The organism is Suipraeoptans intestinalis (assembly GCF_009696485.1).
Classification (GTDB): Bacteria; Bacillota; Clostridia; order Lachnospirales; family Lachnospiraceae; genus Suipraeoptans; species Suipraeoptans intestinalis.
Map to the genome: position 1 here is coordinate 199157 of NZ_VULY01000018.1, position 22246 is coordinate 221402.

The following is a 22246-nucleotide window of genomic DNA, read 5'->3' on the forward strand; positions in this document are numbered from 1 at the left end:
ACTTCTTTTTTGTTCCTGCCCCTCCATTTTGTCAGAAGCTGCGTAAAACCGGAAGTCGTTTCAACACTTCCCGTCCGATGATGCCGATCAGAAATCCTGTCACAAGTCCCGTCAGAAGCAGCACCGGCAGATAATACACGATCTTGAAGGTTCCGACCACCACTCCGGCTACCAGGCACTGCCCCACATTATGGAACACGCCGCCCACCATGCTGACTCCCACCTTGGTATATCCTTCCCTTTTCCTGAAAAAATACATCATAGACAGACTGAAGAGGCCCCCGGCCAGGCTGTACAAAATGCTGAAGTAATTTCCAAACAAAAATCCGGAAAGCAACACCCGCACCACTGCCAATAGATACACATCTGCCACTTTCATTTGATACAAGGCGATCAGTATCACAAGATTTGCCAGCCCCAGCTTCATTCCCGGTACTCCAAAGGGAAGGGGAATCAGACTTTCTACATAACTCAATATCAAAGCAAGAGACGTAAATACGCCAAAATATGCCACTCTGTTTTTCATGAATCCCTCTATTCTGCTCTTTCTATTCTGCAACGCTGTCAATTTCTTGTGGAGAATCCGTCTTTGCTTCTTCGCCCTCAATCTCTATGACCACCTTGTTCGGCAGACACACGATGGTCTCATGCATTCCGCTGATTCCTTTTTGATGGACGCAAAGCTGATCCGGACAGGACGCTTCCTTCATGACCGCCCTCCCATTCTTGATCTCCACAATATTTTTTCCATGATTTACACGGATCGTTCTGTCCTCCTTCAGGGAATAGATTCCCTGTATATTTCCATCTACCTTCACGACCACCCTGGCGCCTTCTTCCCTGTTCCAGAGTCCGCAGAAAAGATAGATAACCACAGACAGTATCACTACCGCCACGATCACTCTCTTATCTTTTTTTGACAAATATGTTTCCATGTTCTCTCCTGTTTTCCGCTCCTTATTCTATCACAATCCCATCCCGCCTTCAACCAGGAAGCAAGGCTGTGATCGCCGTGAATGTGGAACGATCCGGCACACCGTCTCATCCTTCCTGCAAAAAAAGAAGGATGAAAGCTTGCACTCTCACCCTTACCTTCTCTGAAAATCTTTCTGAATCCAATGCTCTTCCCGGGCTGCTTCCTAATAATAGTAGGATCCCATACCACCCAGAAGCGCTGCGCCAAACACAACGAAAATAAGAACATAGATCAAAATACATACTGCGTAAATGATCAAACCTGCCCGGCAGAAGTTTCTTCTGTTGATATTGCCGGTCTTACTAAATGCCCAAACACAATACAGGATGAATCCCACGCACGGAATTGCCAGCGCCAGGATCGTGAGCGCCCACTCTCCTACCGTAAGCGGCGTTGTGTCCATCCCATCCCCGTTCTGATTGTACTGGGAACTCTGGCCTCCGCCTACATTGTACTGATAATTATCCTGCACATTCTGCTGTGGAATCTCAGTATTGGTCTGATTGTATTGCCCCTCTGTATTGATCTGGTTATCAAACTGATTGTCCATTGATCTTCTCTCCCTTCTTTATACTCATACCCAGTATATCAGTATTGTCTCTTTATTTCAACAAAAAATATTGAAAGAGAGCCATCATCCGTCTCAGCAGATTATACCCGTAATAGCTGATAGGAGGATCTCCCGGAAAATAACGGATCATTCTCCAGATGTAAAACAGACACATGGCCGCCACCAGAAGCACCAGGCTTCCCTTCAATACCTTTCCCATCCTCCTTCCTAAAAGATAACGGTTTATGGCAAACACGGCTCCGTAGGCCGCCACGCCGTAAATAAAAGGATGGATCCGAAAGGCGCTTTGCACCTCCCCGTGCATCAGATGGATCCCCGCCCGTGTCAGGCCACAGCCGGGACAGGGAAATCCCGTCAGCGCTACCATCGGACAGGAGGCTCCCGTTGTTGCTTTCAGCAAAAGAAGGCAGGCGATCACTGCCAGGATCGCCCACCTTTGCTTCTTTACATCATTTAAAAACAAACGGATTCCCTTCTGTTCCAGTTGTCTTTCCACTTTTTATACTGCCTTTCCCGGAAGAATGATCTTTCTTGGACATTTTGCGGCACATGCCCCGCAGTTGGTACACTTATCCGTGTCGATATAGGCAATGTTATTTGTCACATGCACAGCGTCATGCTCACAAACTCGCTCGCACATCCGGCAACCGATACAGCCTACCGAGCAGGCCTTCGTTACATCCTTCCCCTTATCTCTGGAACTGCACTGTACCAGATGTTTCTGGTCATAGGGAACTAATTCAATCAGCTTTTTCGGACAGATCTCCACACATTTATTACATGCCTTGCAGGCCTCCTTGTCTACCACAGCCACTCCGTCCACCACATGAATCGCATCAAACGGGCAAACCTTCACGCAGCTTCCTTCTCCCAGACAGCCATAGCTGCAGGCCTTGGGTCCTCCATCCTGCATCATATTCATCATGACACAGTCCTTCACTCCGTGGTATTCGTATTCTTTTTTTGCATTGGTATCGCTTCCGCCGCACTTCACAAAAGCTACCCTGTGTACCTGCTCACCGGCTTCCAGTCCCATGATCTTTCCGATCTTTTCCGCCACCGGGCTGCCTCCTACCGGACATCCGCCCACCTCTGCTTCTCCCTTTACGATGGCAGACGCCAGGCCGGAACATCCTGCATATCCGCAGCCTCCGCAGTTATTCCCCGGAAGCACTTCCATGATGGCTTCCTCCCGCGGATCAACTTCTACGGCGAATTTCTTTCCGGCGACCCCTAGGAATACTCCTATAAAAAGTCCTGTTCCGCCAACGATCACTGCCGCCGCTACTACTCCTATTACAATTTCCGTCACACCCATTGTCCGCTCCTCCTATATCAATCCTGAAAATCCAAAGAATGCGATCGCCATCAGACTTGCCGTGATCAAAACGATGGGCGTTCCCTGGAAAGATTCGGATACATCGTTATATTCGATCTTTTCGCGGATCCCGGCCATAATAACGATGGCAAGTGCAAACCCTACAGAAGTTCCCACTCCATTGATCACTCCCTGGAAAACAGTATATTCTTTCTGAACGTTGGTCAGCGCCACACCCAGAACCGCACAGTTCGTAGTGATCAGCGGAAGATACACACCCAGAGCCTGATACAGAGAAGGCATCGCCTTTTTCAAAAACATCTCCACAAACTGTACCAGTGCCGCAATCACCAGAATAAATACGATGGTCTGTAAATACTCTACTTTAAACCTTGCAAGGATCCCCTTATAGATCAGTCCGGTGATAAAGGATGCGATCGTAATAACGAAAATAACCGCCCCACCCATCCCGGACGCAGTCTCAACTTTTTTGGAAACTCCCAGGAAGGGACAGATTCCAAGAAACTGGCTGAGCACAACGTTGTTCACAATGGCAGATCCAATTGCAATAATCAATAATTCTTTCATTTATGCTCCCCTCCTACTCTTCATTTCCTGTCGGAAATACTTTCCCGTCGTTTCCGCAGCCGCTGCAGGAACCACATCCGCTTCCGCAGCCACCGGATTCTTTTACCTGTTTTCCTTTTCTCTTCGCCGCATTCTTCGCCTTATTCTGAAGCGCAGTCAGTCCTGCCAGAACAAGGAAAGCTCCCGGTGCCAGAATAAAAATCGTTACCGGTACATATCCGGCCTTTCCGGCCGCCTCATCTGCCAGAGGAAGAAGCTGGTATCCAAATATCTGCCCTGCTCCGATCAGCTCTCTGACCATACCAATGGCAGTCAGCCCTACGGTAAATCCCAGTCCCATTCCGAATCCGTCCATGATAGACAACACTACCGGGTTTTTCGATGCGTAGCTTTCCGCACGTCCCAGAATGATACAGTTTACCACGATCAGAGGAATGTAAAGTCCAAGAGACGCATACAGGCTTGGCACAAAACCTTCCAGCAAAAACTGCACGATAGTAACGAAAGACGCTACCACAACGATGAATGCCGGCATTCTCACAGAATCCGGTATGATCTTCCGAAGCATGGAGATCAGCATATTAGACAACACAAGTACAACGGTAGTAGAAAGTCCCATACCCACGCCGTTTGTAGCGGATGTCGTAACCGCCAGCGTCGGACACATTCCCAGCATCAAAACAAAGGTAGGGTTTTCTTTGACCAAACCGTTATATAATCTTTCGATATATTTGTTCATTCTCCTCTACCTCCCAAACACATTCTGATAGTATGCCAGGGCTTCGTTTACCGCACCTGTCACTGCTCTTGATGTAATCGTTGCTCCGCTCAGGGCGTCGATGGGTTCCCCGTCTCCTCCATCCTTGGAAACTACAAATTTCTCTGTCTGCTTTCCCTTGTACTGCTCGTAAAACGCCGGCTCCTTTGCTTTCATACCAAGTCCTGCCGTCTCACTGATGGAAAGAATGGAAATCCCGTTTACCGTGCCGTCTGTGGTGATCCCCACTGTGATCTTGATATCTCCACCATAGCCTTCCTTGTCGGTAACGGTAACGATATAGCCTTTGTCTCCCACAACACAGACTTCACCTACTTCTGCTTTGATGCCCAGCTCTTTTGCCGCTGCTTCTGAAACTTCCGTATCCACGGGTTCTGATTTGAATTCACTCATATCTGCTTCCGGGAACACCTGCTTCCAGGCTTCCTTTTTTGCTTTTTCCTGTGCCGTCTGGATAGGCTGCTGGGTAATCTTATATACAAATCCCAGGAGGATTCCTGCGACCAGGGTGATCAGCATGAGAATTATCGTGTTTTTTATGATCTTATTCATTATTTTTCTCCTCCTTTACCAAATGGTTTGGGAAGAGTCGCCTTCTCAATCAACGGAACAAACAGGTTGCTGATGATGATTGCGTAAGAAACGCCTTCCGCAGATCCTCCGAAAAGCCTAAACAATCCTGTCAGGACTCCCAGAAGGATCCCATACACATACTGTCCCTTTTTTGTAATAGGCGAAGACACATAATCCGTCGCCATAAACCAGGCTCCCAGCATCAGTCCGCCGCCGCAAAGCTGTGCGGTGATGTACTGGGGATCAAAAAGGCCCGCCTTTGCTTCTGTAAACTGACCAAAAATCCCTACAAATATTACAAAGGTAAGGATGTATGTTCCCGGGATCCGAAGATCGATCACTCCCGTCAGGATCAGAAAGATCGCTCCGATGATAATGGCGATCACAGACGTCTCCCCTATGGTCCCCGGAATTCTTCCGATGAGCATTTCCATGGAATTTACCGCTTCTCCGGCCTTTAGCTGTGCCAAAGGAGTTGCTCCTGTCACTCCGTCATATACAAATCTGGTCATAGGACCTGTGAAGGAAATGAGAAGGAAGCATCTTGCTCCTAGAGCCGGGTTCATGAAGTTCTGTCCCAGCCCTCCAAACAACTGCTTTACGATCAGAATGCCGAACACACTTCCCAGCGCACCCATCCACAAAGGCGCCGTAGGCGGCATATTCATCCCTAAGAGCAAGCCCGTTACTACTGCACTGAAGTCCCGCACCGTCACAGGCTTGTGCATCAATTTTTGATAGATATATTCTGTCGCCACTGCGGCTGCCGTGGTCGTCACCAGCATTGCCAGCGCATAGATCCCGAAATTCCACACACCGAATGCCGCTGCCGGAAACAGCGCGATGGTCACAAGCTGCATGATCCCCTCGGTCGTACTCTTGGACCGGATATGGGGAGATGCTGAAATTTTAAATTGATTCTCACTCAACGTTATTCACCTCTTCCTCTCTTCTTGATCCCTTATTTTTTCTTGCGGTTCGCCAGCGCGATCTTGCGCATGGAACCGATCGCCTGTTTTAATGGCCTTTTTGCAGGGCACACAAAACTACAGGACCCGCATTCCATACACTCCATTCCATTTTGCGCCGTAAACGTTTCTTCTGCATGATGTTCTGCATAATCCGCCAGCCTTGAAGGGATCAATCTGCTGGGACATACCTCTACGCAGCGCCCACAGTTGATACAGGCGCTGGGAGCATGTTTCGCTACCTCATCCCTGGTGAATCCCAGGATAGAGGAAGATGTCTTTGTTACCGGTACATCTACATTGAACATGGCAAACCCCATCATCGGTCCGCCTGAGATCACCTTTTCCGGATCCTCTTTCCATCCTCCGGCCGCCTCTACAAGTTCTGCCTGGTTCATTCCAAAGGGAGCTTTAAAGTTCCCCGGTTCACAGACTGCGTCTCCACTTACGGTAACGACACGCTCCATGGAGGGTCTGCCGTTTACGACTGCCTGATAGATGTTGATCATCGTCTCCACATTGTCCACCACGCATCCTGCATCTGCCGGAAGCATGGAAGAATTGATCGCTCTTCCCGTTGCAGCAAAGATCAGCTGACGCTCTCCTCCCTGAGGATACTTGGTTTTCAGCGTCACCACTTCCATCCGGGGCTCATCTTTTGTCAGCTCTTTCAGTTTCTCAATACAGTCCAGCTTGTTGTCTTCCACGCCAAACAGTCCTTTTGCATTTTTGAATAATTTCAGGACGACCCTCATCCCGCCTACCAGCTCTTCTGTGTTTTCCAGCATACGCCGGTAATCCGCCGTGATATACGGCTCGCACTCTGCACAGTTGGCGATAATGTAATCGATCTTGTCCGGTTCCTTGGGGGAGAGCTTTACCTTGGTCGGAAATCCTGCTCCTCCCATTCCGACAACGCCTGCTTCCCCGATCGCTTCCAGGATCTCAGCTTCTGTCATCTCGTCCAGCGGCTTTGTCGATGCATACTCCACCTCTTCATATTCTTCATCATTTTCAATGACGATGCTGGTCACCCGTGCGCCTGTAGGATTCAGTCTCGGTTCTATCCCCTTTACCGTACCGGACACCGACGCATATATGGGAGCCGAAACGAACCCGCCCGCCTCTGCAATCTTCTGACCTTTCAACACTCTCTGCCCCACTTCCACTGCCGGAATCGCAGGCGCTCCAATGTGCTGTGAAAGAGGAAACACCAGTTGACCCTTTGGTTTCACTTCCACGATTGCCTTGTCCTTTGCCAGACTTTTGCCGTCATCCGGGTGGATTCCACCCTTAAATGTAAACAATGCCATCCCTTTATCCTTCCTTCCTATTTTCTCTTTTTCTACTATACAGGAAAATACCTAAATTTTCCACTGATTCCACGGAATTCTTTGTATATTTCCATAAACATTCCGTTACTTTTTTAACCATCCTTCCCCTCTTCTTTTCCTGTCCGGCTTCCCCGATACAACGGATCTTCAGGCTGCCGCAAAGTCGTTTTTTTATGAGACGAATAGAACCACGCGACTATCGCGTGGTTTTCCTAACATGAAAACAGAGAGACGTGATATCCGTCTCCCTGTCTGACCTTCGTCTTCTTCTCTATCCTGATCTTAAATCTCCTCATACGACCGGATCTCTCCGTCCCGTCTGCAGACTATTCTTCCTCGGAAGCTTCCTCGTACTCCGGCTCAGCGTCTGCCTCCAGCACTTTCATGCTCAGGCTGATCTTCTTGTCCGTCTCATTCAGATCCACAACCTTAGCTGTGATCTCCTGTCCCACTTCCAGAACGTCAGACGGCTTTTCTACGTGTGCCCTTGCGATCTGGGAAACATGCAGCAGTGCGTCCACTCCGGGAGCCAGCTCCACAAATGCACCAAAATCTGTCATTCTTGCCACAACGCCGTTTACGATAGTGCCCACGGCATACTTCTCCTGTGCATCCGCCCAGGGATTTGCCTCCGGGAACTTCAGGCTGAGCGCCACCTTCGTATCGCGGATATCCTTGATCATAACTTCCAGCTCTTCGCCTACCTTGAAAACCTTCTTCGGATTTTCCACACGTCCCCAGGACATCTCTGAAATATGGAGCAGTCCGTCCACTCCGCCAAGATCTACGAACGCACCAAAATCTGTTACGTTCTTTACAACGCCCTGGATCCTGTCTCCTACCTGGATCCTTGCAAACAGCTCTTTCTGTTTTTCTGCTCTCTCTGCAATGAGAAGTTGTCTTCTGTCTCCGATCACACGATTTCTTCTCGGATTGAACTCACTGATCACAAACTCAATCTCCTGATCCTGATACTTGCTCAGGTCTTTCTCGTAAGTATCCGATACCAGGCTTGCCGGGATGAATACCCTCGCCTCCTCGATCACTACGCTGAGACCGCCGCCCAGGATCTGTGCCACCGGCGCCTTCAGCACCTCATGGTTCTCGAAAGCTTCTTTCAGTCTTTCATTTCCCTTCTCTGCCGCAAGACGCTTGTACGTCAGAAGAACCTGACCTTCTCCGTCGTTGACTTTCAGCACCTTCACCGTCATCTCGTCTCCCGGCTGTACCAGAGTCGTCAGATCGACATTGGATTCATTGGTATATTCACTGCGTGTAATGATACCGTCAGCCTTATATCCGATGTTCAGAATGATCTCATCCGGCTTTACATCAATGACCGTACCATCTACGACTTCTCCGTTCCTTATAGTTTTAAAAGATTCCTCCAACATTTGTTCAAAAGTTTGTTCCGACATTATTTTGAACCTCCTCAATTATATTCTTGGGCGTGGATGCCCCTGCTGTAATACCTACTGTTTCCACGGACCCTAATTGATTCAAATCCAAATCGTCAAGTGTCTGTATGTAGTACGTATTCAAACATTCTTTATTACAGATTTCAAATAACTTCTGAGTGTTGGAGCTACGCTTATCGCCTATGACGATCATCGCTTCCACACTCTTTGCAATCCGCCCGGCTTCTTCCTGCCGCTTCCTGGTGGCACTGCAAATCGTATTTAAAACAAGTATATCATAACCTTTTTTTTCTATGATTTCAACTAGTTCTTGAAATTTCTTGTAATTAAATGTCGTTTGTGCTACGACGCACACTCTTCCCGCGGGTTCTTCGACCCGAAAATCTTCCGCTTCTTCTCTGGTCTGAATGATGCTCACCCTGTCTCCCGCCCATCCGCGGATCCCTTCCACCTCCGGGTGGGTTCTGTTTCCAATCACAACGATATGAGCGCCTGCCGCGCTTTCTCTGCTTACAATCGTATGGATCTTTTTTACAAAGGGACAGGTGGCGTCCACATAGGAAATCCCGGACTCTTCCATTTTCCGGTAAACCCTTTTCGGCAGGCCGTGAGAACGGATGATCACGATCCCGTCTGTGATCTTTTTCAGTTCTTCCTCTGATCGGATCACCTCCACCCCCATAGCTGCCAGTTCTTTGATCACTTCCTCGTTATGGATGATCGGTCCATATGTGTAAATTTTTTTATCCGTGTTCTTTTTTATTTCCTCGTACACCGTCTCTACTGCACGTTTGACTCCAAAACAAAATCCAGCCGTCTTTGCCAGTTTAATTTCCACTTGCATTCTCCTTTTCCCGGATGATCCGTTCCACCACCTGTGGGATCGTAAGGTCTGAACTGTCTAAAAGAACAGCGTCCTTCGCCTGCTTTAAAGGTGCGATCTCCCTGTGGGAATCTCTGTGATCCCTCTCCTGAATATCTGCCTCGATCTTCTTCAGGTCAGCCTGTTTGCCTTCTCTGGTCAACTGCTCATATCGTCTTTTGGCTCTGGTTTCCACACTGGCCGTCAAAAAGATCTTGACCCCGGCTTCCGGCAGGACGCAGGTCCCTATGTCTCTTCCATCCATTACCACATTCTTTTTCTGTGCGATCTCTCTTTGGGTCTGCAGCAACTTTTCCCGGACCACCTGCAAGGCAGAGACCCGGGACGCCAGATTTCCCACCCTTTCTTCTCTTAACAAAGATGTGATATTTTCCCCGTTCAGCAGCACCTGCTGGATCCCATTTTCATAGGCCAGGTCAATACGGGCTTTTTCACAGGCCTTCGTCAGCGCGGTTTCATCCGTCTCATCGATCCCTTCTTTCAGGAAATGAACTGCCAGTCCCCGATACAGGGCTCCTGTATCCACATACACAAAATCCAGTTTTTCTGCAACCAGCTTGGCAATGGTGCTTTTTCCGGCTCCTGCCGGTCCGTCAATGGCTATCTGATATCCCATCTTTTCCTCCTGTTTCATATGGCTTGCGGCGGCATAGGCAGTTGACCAGGCGATCTGCAGGTTGAACCCTCCCGTCACTGCATCCACATCCAAAATCTCTCCGGCAAAATACAGTCCTTCTACCAGTTTGGACTCCATTGTCTTTGGATCCACTTCTCTGGTACTGACGCCGCCCTTGGTGATCACCGCTTCCTTAAACCCTCCCAGCTGCTTCACATGCAGGCAGAGCGCTTTGATCTGTTCCGCAAACCGTTTTCTCTCCTCCTTGGTGATCAGGTTTACCTGTTTTTCTGGTGCGATCCCACTCTGCTCTACCATAACAGGGATCAATTTGTTTGGAAAGAGATTTCCCAGACAATTTTTAAATTGCCTGTTTTTCTGCTCCTCAAACTCCCGGATCAGTCTTTTATCCAATTGCTTGTGCGTCAGTGCCGGTTTCAGATCAATCAAAAGCTCCACCTCTTTTTGCATGATATCTCTTCCCGCCACACTGCTGGCTGTCAGGATCAAAGGACCGCTGACCCCCCGGTCTGTAAAAAGCATTTCTCCTGTTTCCCTGTACAGGATCCTGTTCTTTTTCTGCACCAGAAGCTCCACGTTCTTTAAGGACAGTCCCTGCACCTTTGCCGGCCAATCTTCTTCTGTTTCCAGGGAAACCAAAGAGGGGATGCACTCCACGATACTGTGCCCTTGTGCTTTCGCAAAGCGATAGCCGTCGCCTGTGCTTCCCGTAGTTCTGTAGGACAGACCTCCCGTCGCCAAAATGCAGGCATCCGCCGGTACGTTCTCTCCCCCGGCAGTCCTGATCCCTACACATCTTCCTTCTTTTACCACAATCTCCCTGATTTCCGTGTTCAAATGGATCCTCACCTGGTTCTTTTTCAATTCCCGTTCCAGCGCCTTTATCACATCAGAAGATTTGTCTGATGCCGGAAACACCCGGTTCCCTCTTTCCGTCTTGATGGAAAGTCCTATCCGTTCAAACAGCGCCATCGTATCCTGATTGCCGTGTCCGTAAAAGCTGCTGTACATGAACCTGGGATTGCTGATCACGGATCCCAGAAGCGTCTCCCTGTCACAGGCATTGGTAAGGTTGCATCGGCCTTTCCCGGTGATGTACAGCTTTTTCCCCAGCTTTTCATTTTTTTCATACAGATCGATCTGATGTCCTTTTTCTGCGCCAATGAGGGCAGCATACATTCCTGCTGCCCCGCCTCCCACAATCACTATACGGCTCATGCTATTCCTCTTTCCCGGATGCAAACTCTACTTTGTCATTGATCCGGTTTAATTCATCCTTGCTGTACACCTGGTATTCTTCCCAGATCTGTTCCAGCGTTTCCAGGGTCGTGATCACTTCCTCCTGCTTCCTCATGCAAAGAGCCACCACCAGAGCATTGATCACACTGAGGGGTGCCACCAGCGAATCCACCACTCCCGCCATATCACTCCTGGCAATCAGGTTGCAGGAGGAATACAGTGTCATGGGAGAATGGACACTATCTGTCAGCGTAATGACTCTGGCCTTCCGGTTGCTGGCAAATTCCAGTGCTTTCAGCGTCCGCATAGAATATCTGGGGAAGCTGATGCCAATGATCACATCCTCTTCCCTGATCCGAATCAGCTGCTCAAAAATTTCACTGGAGCTGTTGCTGTGGACCGCCGTCACATCCTCACACACAAGATTCAGATAGAAGCTCAAAAAACTGGCCAGAGGAGCACAGCTTCTGACTCCGATCACATAAATCTTTCTTGCATTCAGCAGCATATCCACTGCCTGTTCAAAAACATGTTCGTCGATGGCAGACAAGGTCATCTTGATTTTGTCGATGTCTGCCTGTAAAACGGAAGCGAGGATCTCTCCTCTCCCAATACGTCCGTAGGTTACTTCCATCCTCTGTATGGAATTTAACTTGGTCCGAACCAGCTCCCCCAACGCTTTCTGGAAGCCGGGATATCCTTCATATCCCAAAGCGGCGGCAAAGCGAACCACCGTCGATTCGCTTACACCCACTTCTTCTCCCATTTTGGCGGCGGTAAGAAAGGCCGCCTTGTCATATTCATTCCGAATAAACTCCGCCAGCCGTTTCTGTCCTTTGCTGAATTTGGGATATTTTTCTTCCATTTTCTTTAACAATTCATTTTTGCTTCCCATAGTCGTCTCTTCTAAACCGGATAACTACCATGTTTGACGTCGGCTTCACCATAGTCTACCTTCGTCTGCTGTGCTTCTCTGTACTTGAAAAATTCTGTAGCCACCTGTGGAAACAGGGCGTAGGTCAGCACATCCTCTTCCTGCTGCATCCATTTCTCACATTCTCCCCGCAAAGTATCCAGCTCATCTTCCAAAAGATCCGCAGGCCTGCAGGTAATGATCTCGGCCTCTTCTCCCAGAACCTTCTTCCTCACATCCTCGTTAAACGGCTTGACTGTCGCTCCGTACTTTCCGCTGAGAATGTCCTTGGTCTCCTTGGTCGCCATCTTATACCGTTCTCCCATCAGCACATTAAACACTGCCTGCGTTCCTACGATCTGGGAGGAAGGCGTCACAAGAGGCGGTTCCCCCAGATCTTTTCTGACCCTGGGTACCTCTGCCAGCACATCATAGTATTTATCCTCTGCATTCTGTTCTTTTAGCTGGGATGTCAGATTTGACAACATTCCTCCCGGAACCTGATACATCAGCGTCTTGATGTCCACACCCATATTCTTGGGATTCAAAAGGCCGCTTGCCAGCGCCTCGTCACGGATCGGCCGGAAATAATCTGCGATCTCTGCCAGGAGGCTCTGGTCAAACCCCGTGTCATACGGCGTCCCTCTGAAGGTTTCTACCATAACCTCTGTCGCAGGCTGTGACGTTCCCAAAGCAAACGGAGAAACAGCAGTGTCGATCACATCCACTCCTGCCTCCACCGCCTTTAGGTAAGTCATAGAAGCCACTCCGGAGGTATAATGGGTGTGAAGTTCGATCGGCAGACTGGTAGCCTCTTTCAACGCTTTGATCAGCCTGCTTGCTTCATACGGAACCAAAAGTCCCGCCATGTCTTTGATACAGATAGAATCCGCTCCCATATCTTCGATCCGTTTTGCGATCTCCACCCAGTATTCCAGGGTATAGGCATCCCCCAGAGTATAAGAAAGAGCCACCTGGGCCTCCGCTTTTTCTGCATTTGCCGCACTGACTGCCGTCTGCAGGTTCCTGAGATCGTTCAGACAGTCAAAGATCCTGATGATATCGATCCCGTTCGCCACAGATTTCTGCACAAAATAGGACACCACATCGTCCGCATAGGGACGGTATCCCAAAATGTTCTGTCCCCGAAACAGCATCTGGAGCTTTGTGTTCTTAAATCCGTCGCGGAACTTTCTGAGCCTCTCCCACGGATCTTCTTTCAAAAATCTAAGAGACGCGTCAAAGGTCGCTCCGCCCCAGCACTCAACTGCATGATACCCTACTTTATCCATCTTGTCTACAATCGGAAGCATTTGTTCCGTCGTCATTCTGGTTGCGATCAGGGACTGATGCGCATCTCTTAAAATGGTCTCCATGATCTTGATTGGTTTTTTTTCAATGTCTGCCATTTTTATTTCCTCCATCTACTGTTGATTTACATAACTCCAAAGATCGCCATAAAGGTACCTGCCGCCACTGCCGTTCCGATCACACCCGCCACATTGGGACCCATTGCATGCATCAGAAGGAAGTTTGTGGGATCCGCCTCCGCTCCCACCTTCTGGGACACCCGGGCTGCCATTGGAACCGCCGACACGCCTGCCGAACCGATCAGGGGATTTACCTTACCCTTTGTAACGGCGCACATCAGCTTCCCAAACAGGACGCCCGCCGCCGTCCCAAAGGCAAATGCGATCAGTCCTAAAAATACGATTTTCAATGTAGCGATATTCAGGAAAGCTTCTGCGCTGGTGGTAGCGCCTACAGACGTTCCCAACAGGATCACCACGATATACATCAATGCGTTGGACGCCGTCTCTGTCAGCTGTCTGACTACGCCGGATTCTCTGAAAAGATTTCCCAGCATCAGCATTCCTACCAGAGGCGCTGTAGAAGGAAGGATCGTACATACCACGATGGTTACGATAATAGGGAACAGGATCTTCTCCAGTTTCGAAACGGGGCGAAGCTGCTCCATTTTGATCTTTCTTTCCTTTTCTGTCGTCAAGAGTTTCATGATCGGCGGCTGTATGATAGGTACCAGCGACATATAGGAATACGCCGCTACCGCAATCGGCCCCAAAAGTCCTGTCTGCTGAAGCTTTCCCGCCAGATAGATGGAAGTCGGACCGTCCGCTCCTCCGATAATAGAGATAGCCGCTGCCGCTTTATCTGAAAATCCCCACGCCATTGCCCCCAGATAGGCCGCAAAAATACCAAACTGGGCTGCCGCCCCCAGAAGAAAGCTTTTAGGGTTGGCGATAAGGGGGCCAAAATCCGTCATGGCTCCTACTCCAAGAAAGATCAGAGACGGAAGGATCGCCCATTCGTCCAGGAGATAGAAGTAGTACAACAGTCCGCCTGACGCTCCGTCTTCCATGTGTTTCATAATATCAGGGTAAATATTCACAAGCAGCATACCAAAGGCGATCGGAACCAAAAGAAGCGGTTCAAATCCATGTCGGATCGCCAGGAATAAAAAGAAACATGCCACTCCGATCATGATGAGATTCCCTGCCGTCAGATTAAAAAACGCTGTCTGATGCACCAGGTTTCCCAATGTCGTCATTATATAGTCCATGTCTTAACCTCCTGTTTGAAGCTCTTATGCCGGATCCAACGTTGCCAGTACCGCTCCTGCCTCCACGGCATCTCCCACTGTCACTTCTATCTGCGCTACCGTTCCGTCCTCCGGAGCTACGACAGGAATCTCCATCTTCATAGCTTCTATGATGACCACAGCATCTCCCTTTTTCACCTGCTCTCCCGCAGCTTTTTCAATCTTGAATACCTTTCCTGCCGCTCCTGCCTTGACTTCGATCCCTCCTGTCGAAACTTTCTGCAAAGCAGGTTCTGTCTTTGCCGCCGGCGCTGCAGCAGCCGCAGGTGCTGCAGGAGTTGACGGCCTCTGTAGCGTACCGGCTCCCGTCTTTTCCTCTACTGTCACATCATAAACATTCCCATTTACCGTAATCGTATAATTTTTCATGGTGCGTTCTCCTTTTCTTTACTTTTTCCAGTTGTTTGCCGGTCTGCGCCGGATGCTTCTGATCACGATCCCATCTGCCGGACGATCTTCTGCCGCCGCGATCGCCGCTGCGATCACTGCCACCAATTGTGGATCTTCCTGACTGTCTGCAGACGTCTGTGACAGGACCTTCTCTCCCCCGTCTTTTGCCGTCTCCTCTGCCTTTTCTGCTTTGTGCAGGTCCCGTCTTTTCTTCCGTTTTGCTTCTAACAGGGGAATAAACCGGAAGAGGGAAATCAGGGCCGATATGAAGATCAGCACCAAAAATACCGTTCCCATTCCCAGCACTGTATTCATCCCTGCTTTTTTCAGAATCTCCCCGGTAGAATACTGGGCGTTTACCGTCAGACTCTCCAGATATTCTTCTTGATTGAACTCAAATACCAGTTCCGCCTCTCTTTTCTCAAACTGAGCCGTCGTAACCAGACGGATCCCGTCATTTTTTTCCTCCAGCGAAAAATCTCCATGCCCCTCATAGGATCCACATTCCTTTACCGCCTGATCCCAGGAATCCACAATCCCGAAAAAGTTTCTGGGCTCTACGGGAAGCTGTGCCTGTACCAGCTGTAGCTGAAGAGCAAATTCTCCCGCCTTCTTCATCTGCGCTTTGCTCTGTGCATCTGTTCCTTTACAATAATTGATCAGGACTTCCGCCACTTTTTCCAGATCCTCCTCGTTGTAGGTCACAGCCGTCTCCTTTTGGGAGCACCCTGTTACTACAAGCAAAAGAGCCAGAAGCCCTAACAGCATTTTTATTTTTTTCTTCACCCGATCCACCTCACTAAACTGTCCCGTGCTTCTTCAGCGGACGCTCTTCCCTTTTTGTAAACAGCATCTCCATCGCCCCGATCACATATTTTCTCGTCTCTTCCGGTGCGATCAGGGTATCCACATACCCTCTTCTGGCGGCGGATAGCGGACTGTTCTGCAGCTCCCTGTATGCCGCTTCCTTTTCTTTTAAGACTGCCGCCCCTTCTTCCGGATACATAATCTTTGCAGCCAGGGCCGCATCCATCATACCGATGCCTGCGTCTTCCCAGGCAAACACCATATCCGCACCCACAGATTTACTGTTCATTACCGTATAGGCGCTTCCGTAAGCTTCTTTCGTGATCACGTTGACCTTTGGAACGGTGGCATTGGACAATGCATAGACCAGTCTGGCCGTATGTTTTGCCAGGTGCCTCTCCTCTCCGGGCAAATTGGAAAATCCGGAAACATTGGTCAGCGTGCAGACCGGAATCTGGAAGGCATCGCAAAATTCCACGAATTCCGCAGCTTTTAGTGCTCCTTTTGCCGAAAGTCCCTCTTTGAATTCTTCTGTCGTGTTTCCTTCTTCATCTATAATCCTTTTTCGGTTTCCAACCACGCCTACCGTATTGCCGGCCAGTCGGATGAATCCCGTCACCATATCCTTTGCGTGTTCTTTTTTCACCTCAAAGCAGTCTCCTAGGTCCGCCATCTCCCGCATCAGCCAGGCGGCGTCATCCGCCAAAGCCTCTGCCGCATCACACCTGCGGTTCAGGTCATCCTGACAGGACTCATAGGCTGCCGTCTCTTCATTGTTGGCAGGGAGAAAAGAGATCAGTCGCCTCATCTGGGCAAGAATCTCCTCCTCCGTTCCCGTAATATCTGCCAGCCCTGTTTCTCTGCTTTGGAAAACGGCATCAGACGTATCGTTCTTTTCGATTCTGTTTTCCAGAATAGCATTGGGTGCATTTACAAACAGTCTGCCTTTGGTTTCCATAAAGGTAAAGTCTGTCAGGGCAGGGATCAAGGCCAGCCCCCCTCCACAATTTCCGAATATGCCTGTGATCTGTGGGATCACACCGGATGCCATGGCTTGCTTGTGATAGAGTCTTCCCAGCGCTTCCAATGCATCTGCAGCTTCCTGCAGCCGAAGTCCCGCACAGTCGATCAGCCCGATCACCGGAGCTCCCGTCTTCATTGCCAGCTCATAGATCCCGGCTATCTTTTTTGCATGCATTTCTCCTATCGAGCCGCCCAGCACCGATACATCCTGACTGTATACATAGACCAGGTTTCCATCTATGAGTCCATAGCCCGTCCTCACGCCGTCTGCCGGCGCTTCCTGCTGTTTTAACTGAAAATCGGTATTGCGCAAAGTCACTGCCCCGCCGATCTCAATAAAACTGCCTGCATCCAGCAAAGAGGATATTCTTCTGCCTGCTGCATTTTCCGTCTTATCATTGCCCATCATCCAGTCCTCCATTTTTTCTTTAGTCGTCGCTTCCATATTTGTAAAAGTCAAAAATCTCCGCCAATTATAGTATACCTTTTTGTTCAATTTCACGCAACACTTTTTCTGTTAATTTTTTGACATTTATATCTCTTTTTCCCCTGCCGCTCTATTTTTTCCGCCACGTTTGTTTATAGACGTTTCTTTATGGTTTCCCGCAGATACCTCTCTTCTTCTCTGCTTCAATTCCTCTCTTCTTTTTTGCATAAAATCAGCCTCCCGTCTGCTCAGAAACCTGTCTGATCCCGGGAGGCCGCTTTCACTTCAGAGTGCTTTTCTCTGAAATCATTGACACTCTGTTCTTTTTTCTGCAATGTGGCGCGCCACATAGACGCCGCTGGCAGAGGCATGGGAAAGAGAATGGGTCACGCCGCTTCCGTCTCCAATGATATAAAGTCCCTTATGCCTGCTTTCCAGGTGCTGATCGATCTCTACTTCCATGTTGTAGAATTTCACTTCCACCCCATATAAAAGCGTATCATCATTGGCCGTTCCCGGTGCGATCTTATCCAATGCGTAGATCATTTCTATAATCCCGTCCAGAATACGCTTTGGCAGCACCAGACTTAAGTCTCCCGGCGTAGCTGCCAGGGTCGGTGTTACCAGACCTTCCCGGATCCGGTCCGTATTACTCCTTCTTCCTCTTACCAGATCCCCGAAGCGCTGTACGATCACCCCTCCTCCCAGCATGTTGGAAAGCCTTGCGATACTTTCGCCATATCCGTTGCTGTCCTTAAACGGTTCCGAAAAATGTTTGGCCACCAGTAGGGCAAAGTTGGTATTTTCCGTCTGGTGTTCCGGATCCTCATAACTGTGCCCGTTTACCGTGACGATTCCGTTGGTATTCTCGTTTACTACGATCCCACAGGGGTTCATGCAGAAAGTACGGACATTGTCTTCAAATTTTTCTGTGCGGTAGACGATCTTGCTTTCGTAAAGTTCATCTGTCAGATGGGAAAAGATCACTGCCGGCAGTTCCACTCTGACACCGATGTCCACCCGGTTGGAATGGGTGGGGATCTCCAGCTTTTTGCAGACGGTCTCCATCCACTTGCTTCCGCTTCTTCCCACAGAGACGATGCAGTTTTCACAACCTGCTTCTCCTCCCTTATACAAAACACGATATCCGTTCTCCTCACGCTCCACCTGCTCTACCGGCGTATGGAAATAGAAATCCACCCGGTTCTTTAATTCCTCGTAAAGATTTTCCAGCACAATATAATTGATGTCCGTTCCCAGGTGGCGAACAGAGGCATCCAGCAGGTTCAGTTTGTTTTGAAGACAGACCTTTTTGAATCTTGTCCCTGCTGTGGAATACATCCTGGTACCTTCTCCGCCGTAAGCCAGGTTGATCTCATCCACATACCGCATAAGATTCAGCGCCTGTTCTTTCCCAATGTACTGGTAGAGAGTTCCGCCAAAATCATTGGTGATATTGTATTTCCCGTCGGAGAATGCGCCGGCTCCTCCAAATCCATTCATAATGGCGCAGGTTTTGCACTTGATACAGGATTTTACCTTTTCTCCATCAATGGGACAATGACGTTCCTGCAGCGGAAATCCCGCCTCGAACACCGCAATTTTCAGGTTCTCTGTCTTTTGCAGCAGTTCATAAGCCGAGAAGATTCCGCCCGGTCCCGCGCCGATAATGATCACATCATATTTCATAAATTTCACTCCTTCGTTCTGTCACAAAATGCGTGTATTTCTCACTTTGCTTCTCCCTGCCATCCTTATGGAAGGACAGCATGTATATTATACATACCTGCCGATAAATTGTAACCACTCTCGCAGAAATTTTGCAAACTTTTTCCTTGCCCTTTTCTTCTCTTTTTTATGGTTTTACAGGTGTTCTCTTTTAGTGCTACTAATATTCCCGCAAAGCAAAAAAAATCTTTTCAAAGCAGCATCCGAAAAGATCCTGTTGTTCTTTGAAAAGATTTTCTCTGTCGGTATCTTTATTTTCTCTCAATCCGGTTCCTTCTATCTCTGTGATCCTCTGTCTGAAACGGAGTCTTCCTTCCTTTTCATCAGAAGCTTTCGTTCTTCCTCCAGCTTTTTCTCCAGGCTCTCCAGTTCTCCCGTAGTGGGTACATCCAGCTTTTCTCTCTGGATGTCCAGATTGGACAAAATAAGATTCAGGGCGAAGCCCACCAGCAAAGCCCAGCCGGATCCCTTAAAAGCAAGGGTTGCCGCCATGATTCCTGCAATACTTTTGTCCATATTTGATTTACAGTATTCCATTCCTATTCTGGCACAGACAAACGCCTGAAACAACAGGGTGATCGCCGATCCCACTCCCATGATCGGCTTCATAAAGGACACGATGGGAACCAGGATCACACTCAGAAAGGTCGCCATACGAAAGCTGCTCATCCCTCCGATCAGGGATTTCATCGCCTTCTTTCCCTCCTTGTAGCGGACCGCCACCGAAACAGTCATCCCTACCCACAGGGGTCCTGCCAAAGGGGGAAACGGCGCAAGGATTCCCAAGATCAGGTTTCTGATCCCGCTGATCAGATTCGATCTGCTGGAATTGAAATCGATGTGTTCATCGTCCCGGCTTTCCTGTGCCTCCCGGATCAGAGTTTCTGAGGTGACAAAATCCCCAAAAGCCAGCACATAGCAGATAAACGCCAAAGGAACCGCTTTCGCAAACACGGACAAGGGCGGGATCCCCACCTGAAACACACTGACCGTGTGAAGGATTTTGGTAAAATCAGGAAGACGTATGATGGTTCCCACCTCCAGCGCCGGTCTGGACAGTTCTCCTAACAAAACTCCCAAAAGCATTGCGATCAGGTAGGGGAACAGGTTTCCGTATTTAGCCATCAGATCCAGAAACTTATACTGCTTTCTTTTCTTTTCGCAAAAAGGCGAGAAGCTGAGAAAGGCCAGAAGCAGTGTTCCTGCCAAAGTAGCTACCGGAGCTGTCAGAAGCTGGCTTCCTTCCTTTAACTGTCCCTGTATTACGGTAATAGGCGCTGCCAGAAGGATCCCTCCTTTTACCGAGGCCGGAACCCTTCTGACAAAACTGTCGGCCAGCTTTGTCACTCCCATGAACAAAAAGAGGAAGGCTACCAGAAGCTGAACGGCTATCATGGCCTGGATCCGCTCTTTTCCTTCCGGAAATCCGGTCAGAAACGCCAGGGTGAAGGGCAGGGTGGGCGTGATCCATCCGGGTACTACCGGATCCCCCAGCCATCCATGCAGCATATATAAAAACACTTCAATAATGACACAACTCCACGCCAGTTCATAAGGCAGTCCCAGAGTGTCTGTCATATAGGGGATGGAACTCAGGGCGGTTGCCCCAAGTATCAGTCCCTGAAAAAACTCCACCGTTTCGATCTTGTAATGAATTCCCGGGATCCTCCATTGAAAAGGCCCCAGCGGAATGTAGGGAAGTTCATCTGCCCTCTTTTTTCCCATTGTCCCCATTACACCTTCCTCCTACTACTTTCCCTTCTATGCGTTTCTTTTTTCTGCCAACGCACTTTCTCCGAATATTTTTTTATACTGTACCGCCAGATAAGCCATCATCAAAACTGCCACAACGGCTGCCGCCAGCAAAAGTCCCATCATGGTATAAATAGCATCCGTTTCCCCGATGGACTTGGTCATTGCCGATACGATGTACGGAAGAAAACAGCTCGCCAGTCCCATCCAGGTATAATAGATTCCTGTATTTCTTCCCTTGGGTCCCGGACACATTTTCTGTCTGACTCCCAGTCCCGTCTGAAGGGCTCCGCCCGCCGCAAAAAATCCCAGCAGTGCAATGGCGACATAAATCACGGTTACATTTTTTACCAGCAGTACGATCGCCAGTGCGATCGCGGTAAAAACAGAATCGATCAAAACCACTTTCAGAGGATTCCACCTTAATTTCCCCATCATGATCGCCCAGAACACCACCGCAACAATAGACCCTACCGTATAGATGGAAGTCATTCCCGCTGCCTGCAGCTCTGTCAGACCGCAATTGGTCATTCCGAAAGCTTTTGTGTACTGCTGTGCTCCATACATAATGAACATACACAAAAATCCGTAAAACATGGTGATAAAATTGACCAGACCGTTGGGCTTTACCAGCATGCCGGCCTTAATGGCTTCAATCTCCGCCTGTGCCGCAGTCCTAGTATTTCCATCCTGCCCTTTTACTTTCTCTTTCATGTCATCATCATAGGCAAAGGGCGCGATCACCGCCAGGATCACGCAGATCACCGAAAAGATCAGTGGGATCCACACATTGATCTTCCAGTTCCCGGAAGCGGAAAAATGTACGGCCAAAAGCGGATAGATGATTCCCGATACCGATACAAACGCTTTGATCCCGATCAGCGCCGAACCGGCATAAGCCGGTTTTACCGCCTCCTGTACCGCCGGATACAGGGAAGCATCCCAAAAGCCCGATGTAGCCACTCCCGCCAGGAACGCGCAGATGCAGGCCACCGTAAAGCTGTGAGAAAACAACAGGCCTGCAAAGCAGATAATGTACAGCACACCGCCTGCAACCGCCATCTTTTTCCGGCCGATCTTATCAGAGATCTCTCCTCCCAGCCAGACTGTCAGAAACTTTCCGAATCCTGTCGCCGTGATCGCCAGAGATACGGCCGCTGCCCCTGCGATCTCATCGGTATAACCCCACTGTGTAAAAAAATTCAATTTGTTTTGTGACAGGATGATTGCCTGAATCCCATGGGTAAAATATGCCATATAGACTACAGCCATGGATAAGATATACTTTTTCGCTCGCATACGC

At 49.2% G+C, this 22246-nt stretch carries 23 protein-coding genes; all 23 read right to left on the bottom strand.

The window, feature by feature from the left end; genetic code table 11:
• Nucleotides 1-31: 31 nt before the first annotated feature.
• The 23 genes from FYJ34_RS01660 to FYJ34_RS01765 all read right to left on the bottom strand — a co-directional run bounded on the left by FYJ34_RS01660 (nucleotide 32) and on the right by FYJ34_RS01765 (nucleotide 22242).
• Nucleotides 32-526: a Gx transporter family protein gene (locus FYJ34_RS01660; RefSeq protein WP_154475673.1), complete on the bottom strand. Its 495-nt coding sequence runs from the start codon at nucleotides 524-526 to the stop codon at nucleotides 32-34.
• A 22-nt stretch (nucleotides 527-548) separates the two neighbouring features.
• Nucleotides 549-935, bottom strand: a complete 387-nt coding sequence (locus tag FYJ34_RS01665) for a NusG domain II-containing protein (RefSeq protein ID WP_154475675.1) — start codon at nucleotides 933-935, stop codon at nucleotides 549-551.
• A 204-nt stretch (nucleotides 936-1139) separates the two neighbouring features.
• Nucleotides 1140-1526 (bottom strand): hypothetical protein, encoded by a 387-nt coding sequence (locus FYJ34_RS13050; protein WP_235899179.1) that lies wholly within the window; start codon nucleotides 1524-1526, stop codon nucleotides 1140-1142.
• Nucleotides 1527-1578: 52 nt separating this feature from the next.
• On the bottom strand, nucleotides 1579-2043 hold the full coding sequence (locus FYJ34_RS01675) for a DUF2752 domain-containing protein (protein WP_330582495.1): 465 nt from the start codon (nucleotides 2041-2043) through the stop codon (nucleotides 1579-1581).
• A gap of 3 nt (nucleotides 2044-2046) precedes the next feature.
• Nucleotides 2047-2865 carry an RnfABCDGE type electron transport complex subunit B gene (locus FYJ34_RS01680; RefSeq protein WP_154475677.1) on the bottom strand — a complete coding sequence of 273 codons (819 nt, stop codon included), beginning with the start codon at nucleotides 2863-2865 and terminating at the stop codon, nucleotides 2047-2049.
• A gap of 12 nt (nucleotides 2866-2877) precedes the next feature.
• Nucleotides 2878-3453 carry an electron transport complex protein RnfA gene (locus tag FYJ34_RS01685; protein WP_154475679.1) on the bottom strand — a complete coding sequence of 192 codons (576 nt, stop codon included), beginning with the start codon at nucleotides 3451-3453 and terminating at the stop codon, nucleotides 2878-2880.
• Nucleotides 3454-3466: 13 nt separating this feature from the next.
• Nucleotides 3467-4192, bottom strand: coding sequence for an electron transport complex subunit RsxE (rsxE, locus tag FYJ34_RS01690; RefSeq protein WP_154475681.1), 726 nt, complete (start codon nucleotides 4190-4192; stop codon nucleotides 3467-3469).
• A 6-nt stretch (nucleotides 4193-4198) separates the two neighbouring features.
• A complete protein-coding gene (locus FYJ34_RS01695) occupies nucleotides 4199-4783 on the bottom strand; it encodes an RnfABCDGE type electron transport complex subunit G (RefSeq protein ID WP_154475683.1) in 585 nt (194 codons plus the stop codon).
• Entirely contained in the window at nucleotides 4783-5733 is a 951-nt protein-coding gene (locus FYJ34_RS01700) for an RnfABCDGE type electron transport complex subunit D (RefSeq protein ID WP_154475685.1), read from the bottom strand. The genes FYJ34_RS01695 and FYJ34_RS01700 overlap by 1 nt, the downstream gene beginning before the upstream one ends.
• 32 nt (nucleotides 5734-5765) lie before the next feature.
• A complete protein-coding gene (rsxC, locus tag FYJ34_RS01705) occupies nucleotides 5766-7085 on the bottom strand; it encodes an electron transport complex subunit RsxC (protein ID WP_154475687.1) in 1320 nt (439 codons plus the stop codon).
• 347 nt (nucleotides 7086-7432) lie between these two features.
• Entirely contained in the window at nucleotides 7433-8524 is a 1092-nt protein-coding gene (gene rpsA / locus FYJ34_RS01710) for a 30S ribosomal protein S1 (RefSeq protein ID WP_154475689.1), read from the bottom strand.
• Nucleotides 8505-9362, bottom strand: coding sequence for a 4-hydroxy-3-methylbut-2-enyl diphosphate reductase (ispH, locus tag FYJ34_RS01715; RefSeq protein ID WP_330582496.1), 858 nt, complete (start codon nucleotides 9360-9362; stop codon nucleotides 8505-8507). Before ispH ends, rpsA begins: the two co-directional genes overlap by 20 nt.
• Nucleotides 9352-11262, bottom strand: a complete 1911-nt coding sequence (cmk, locus tag FYJ34_RS14105; protein ID WP_154475693.1) for a (d)CMP kinase — start codon at nucleotides 11260-11262, stop codon at nucleotides 9352-9354. Before cmk ends, ispH begins: the two co-directional genes overlap by 11 nt.
• Before the next feature lies 1 nt (nucleotide 11263).
• Nucleotides 11264-12178, bottom strand: coding sequence for a MurR/RpiR family transcriptional regulator (locus FYJ34_RS01725; RefSeq protein WP_154475695.1), 915 nt, complete (start codon nucleotides 12176-12178; stop codon nucleotides 11264-11266).
• Between the two features lie 11 nt (nucleotides 12179-12189).
• Nucleotides 12190-13605 carry an oxaloacetate decarboxylase subunit alpha gene (locus tag FYJ34_RS01730; protein ID WP_154475697.1) on the bottom strand — a complete coding sequence of 472 codons (1416 nt, stop codon included), beginning with the start codon at nucleotides 13603-13605 and terminating at the stop codon, nucleotides 12190-12192.
• Nucleotides 13606-13631: 26 nt separating this feature from the next.
• On the bottom strand, nucleotides 13632-14777 hold the full coding sequence (locus FYJ34_RS01735; RefSeq protein WP_154475699.1) for a sodium ion-translocating decarboxylase subunit beta: 1146 nt from the start codon (nucleotides 14775-14777) through the stop codon (nucleotides 13632-13634).
• A 24-nt stretch (nucleotides 14778-14801) separates the two neighbouring features.
• On the bottom strand, nucleotides 14802-15185 hold the full coding sequence (locus tag FYJ34_RS01740) for a biotin/lipoyl-containing protein (protein WP_154475701.1): 384 nt from the start codon (nucleotides 15183-15185) through the stop codon (nucleotides 14802-14804).
• Nucleotides 15186-15203: 18 nt separating this feature from the next.
• The gene (locus FYJ34_RS01745) at nucleotides 15204-15992 is read right to left on the bottom strand and encodes an OadG family transporter subunit (RefSeq protein WP_154475703.1); all 789 of its coding nucleotides are present in this window, start codon (nucleotides 15990-15992) and stop codon (nucleotides 15204-15206) included.
• A gap of 13 nt (nucleotides 15993-16005) precedes the next feature.
• On the bottom strand, nucleotides 16006-17442 hold the full coding sequence (locus tag FYJ34_RS01750; RefSeq protein WP_154478767.1) for an acyl-CoA carboxylase subunit beta: 1437 nt from the start codon (nucleotides 17440-17442) through the stop codon (nucleotides 16006-16008).
• A gap of 126 nt (nucleotides 17443-17568) precedes the next feature.
• Complete coding sequence (locus tag FYJ34_RS13525; protein WP_268878925.1) at nucleotides 17569-17691, bottom strand: hypothetical protein; 123 nt, start codon at nucleotides 17689-17691, stop codon at nucleotides 17569-17571.
• Between the two features lie 78 nt (nucleotides 17692-17769).
• Nucleotides 17770-19152 (bottom strand): NAD(P)/FAD-dependent oxidoreductase, encoded by a 1383-nt coding sequence (locus FYJ34_RS01755; protein WP_154475705.1) that lies wholly within the window; start codon nucleotides 19150-19152, stop codon nucleotides 17770-17772.
• Nucleotides 19153-19467: 315 nt separating this feature from the next.
• Nucleotides 19468-20925, bottom strand: coding sequence for a hypothetical protein (locus FYJ34_RS01760; RefSeq protein ID WP_154475707.1), 1458 nt, complete (start codon nucleotides 20923-20925; stop codon nucleotides 19468-19470).
• A gap of 27 nt (nucleotides 20926-20952) precedes the next feature.
• Nucleotides 20953-22242, bottom strand: a complete 1290-nt coding sequence (locus FYJ34_RS01765) for an MFS transporter (RefSeq protein WP_154475709.1) — start codon at nucleotides 22240-22242, stop codon at nucleotides 20953-20955.
• Between the last annotated feature and the right edge of the window lie 4 nt (nucleotides 22243-22246).

Bases quoted from the DNA above. Each gene is read 5' to 3' on its own strand.
- FYJ34_RS01660 (WP_154475673.1), bottom strand. From the start codon at position 526: ATGAAAAACAGAGTGGCATATTTTGGCGTATTTACGTCTCTTGCTTTG.
- FYJ34_RS01665 (WP_154475675.1), bottom strand. From the start codon at position 935: ATGGAAACATATTTGTCAAAAAAAGATAAGAGAGTGATCGTGGCGGTA.
- FYJ34_RS13050 (WP_235899179.1), bottom strand. From the start codon at position 1,526: ATGGACAATCAGTTTGATAACCAGATCAATACAGAGGGGCAATACAAT.
- FYJ34_RS01680 (WP_154475677.1), bottom strand. From the start codon at position 2,865: ATGGGTGTGACGGAAATTGTAATAGGAGTAGTAGCGGCGGCAGTGATC.
- FYJ34_RS01685 (WP_154475679.1), bottom strand. From the start codon at position 3,453: ATGAAAGAATTATTGATTATTGCAATTGGATCTGCCATTGTGAACAAC.
- rsxE (WP_154475681.1), bottom strand. From the start codon at position 4,192: ATGAACAAATATATCGAAAGATTATATAACGGTTTGGTCAAAGAAAAC.
- FYJ34_RS01695 (WP_154475683.1), bottom strand. From the start codon at position 4,783: ATGAATAAGATCATAAAAAACACGATAATTCTCATGCTGATCACCCTG.
- rsxC (WP_154475687.1), bottom strand. From the start codon at position 7,085: ATGGCATTGTTTACATTTAAGGGTGGAATCCACCCGGATGACGGCAAA.
- rpsA (WP_154475689.1), bottom strand. From the start codon at position 8,524: ATGTCGGAACAAACTTTTGAACAAATGTTGGAGGAATCTTTTAAAACT.
- cmk (WP_154475693.1), bottom strand. From the start codon at position 11,262: ATGAGCCGTATAGTGATTGTGGGAGGCGGGGCAGCAGGAATGTATGCT.
- FYJ34_RS01725 (WP_154475695.1), bottom strand. From the start codon at position 12,178: ATGGGAAGCAAAAATGAATTGTTAAAGAAAATGGAAGAAAAATATCCC.
- FYJ34_RS01730 (WP_154475697.1), bottom strand. From the start codon at position 13,605: ATGGCAGACATTGAAAAAAAACCAATCAAGATCATGGAGACCATTTTA.
- FYJ34_RS01735 (WP_154475699.1), bottom strand. From the start codon at position 14,777: ATGGACTATATAATGACGACATTGGGAAACCTGGTGCATCAGACAGCG.
- FYJ34_RS01740 (WP_154475701.1), bottom strand. From the start codon at position 15,185: ATGAAAAATTATACGATTACGGTAAATGGGAATGTTTATGATGTGACA.
- FYJ34_RS01750 (WP_154478767.1), bottom strand. From the start codon at position 17,442: ATGGGCAATGATAAGACGGAAAATGCAGCAGGCAGAAGAATATCCTCT.
- FYJ34_RS13525 (WP_268878925.1), bottom strand. From the start codon at position 17,691: ATGCAAAAAAGAAGAGAGGAATTGAAGCAGAGAAGAAGAGAGGTATCT.
- FYJ34_RS01755 (WP_154475705.1), bottom strand. From the start codon at position 19,152: ATGAAATATGATGTGATCATTATCGGCGCGGGACCGGGCGGAATCTTC.
- FYJ34_RS01760 (WP_154475707.1), bottom strand. From the start codon at position 20,925: ATGGGGACAATGGGAAAAAAGAGGGCAGATGAACTTCCCTACATTCCG.
- FYJ34_RS01765 (WP_154475709.1), bottom strand. From the start codon at position 22,242: ATGCGAGCGAAAAAGTATATCTTATCCATGGCTGTAGTCTATATGGCA.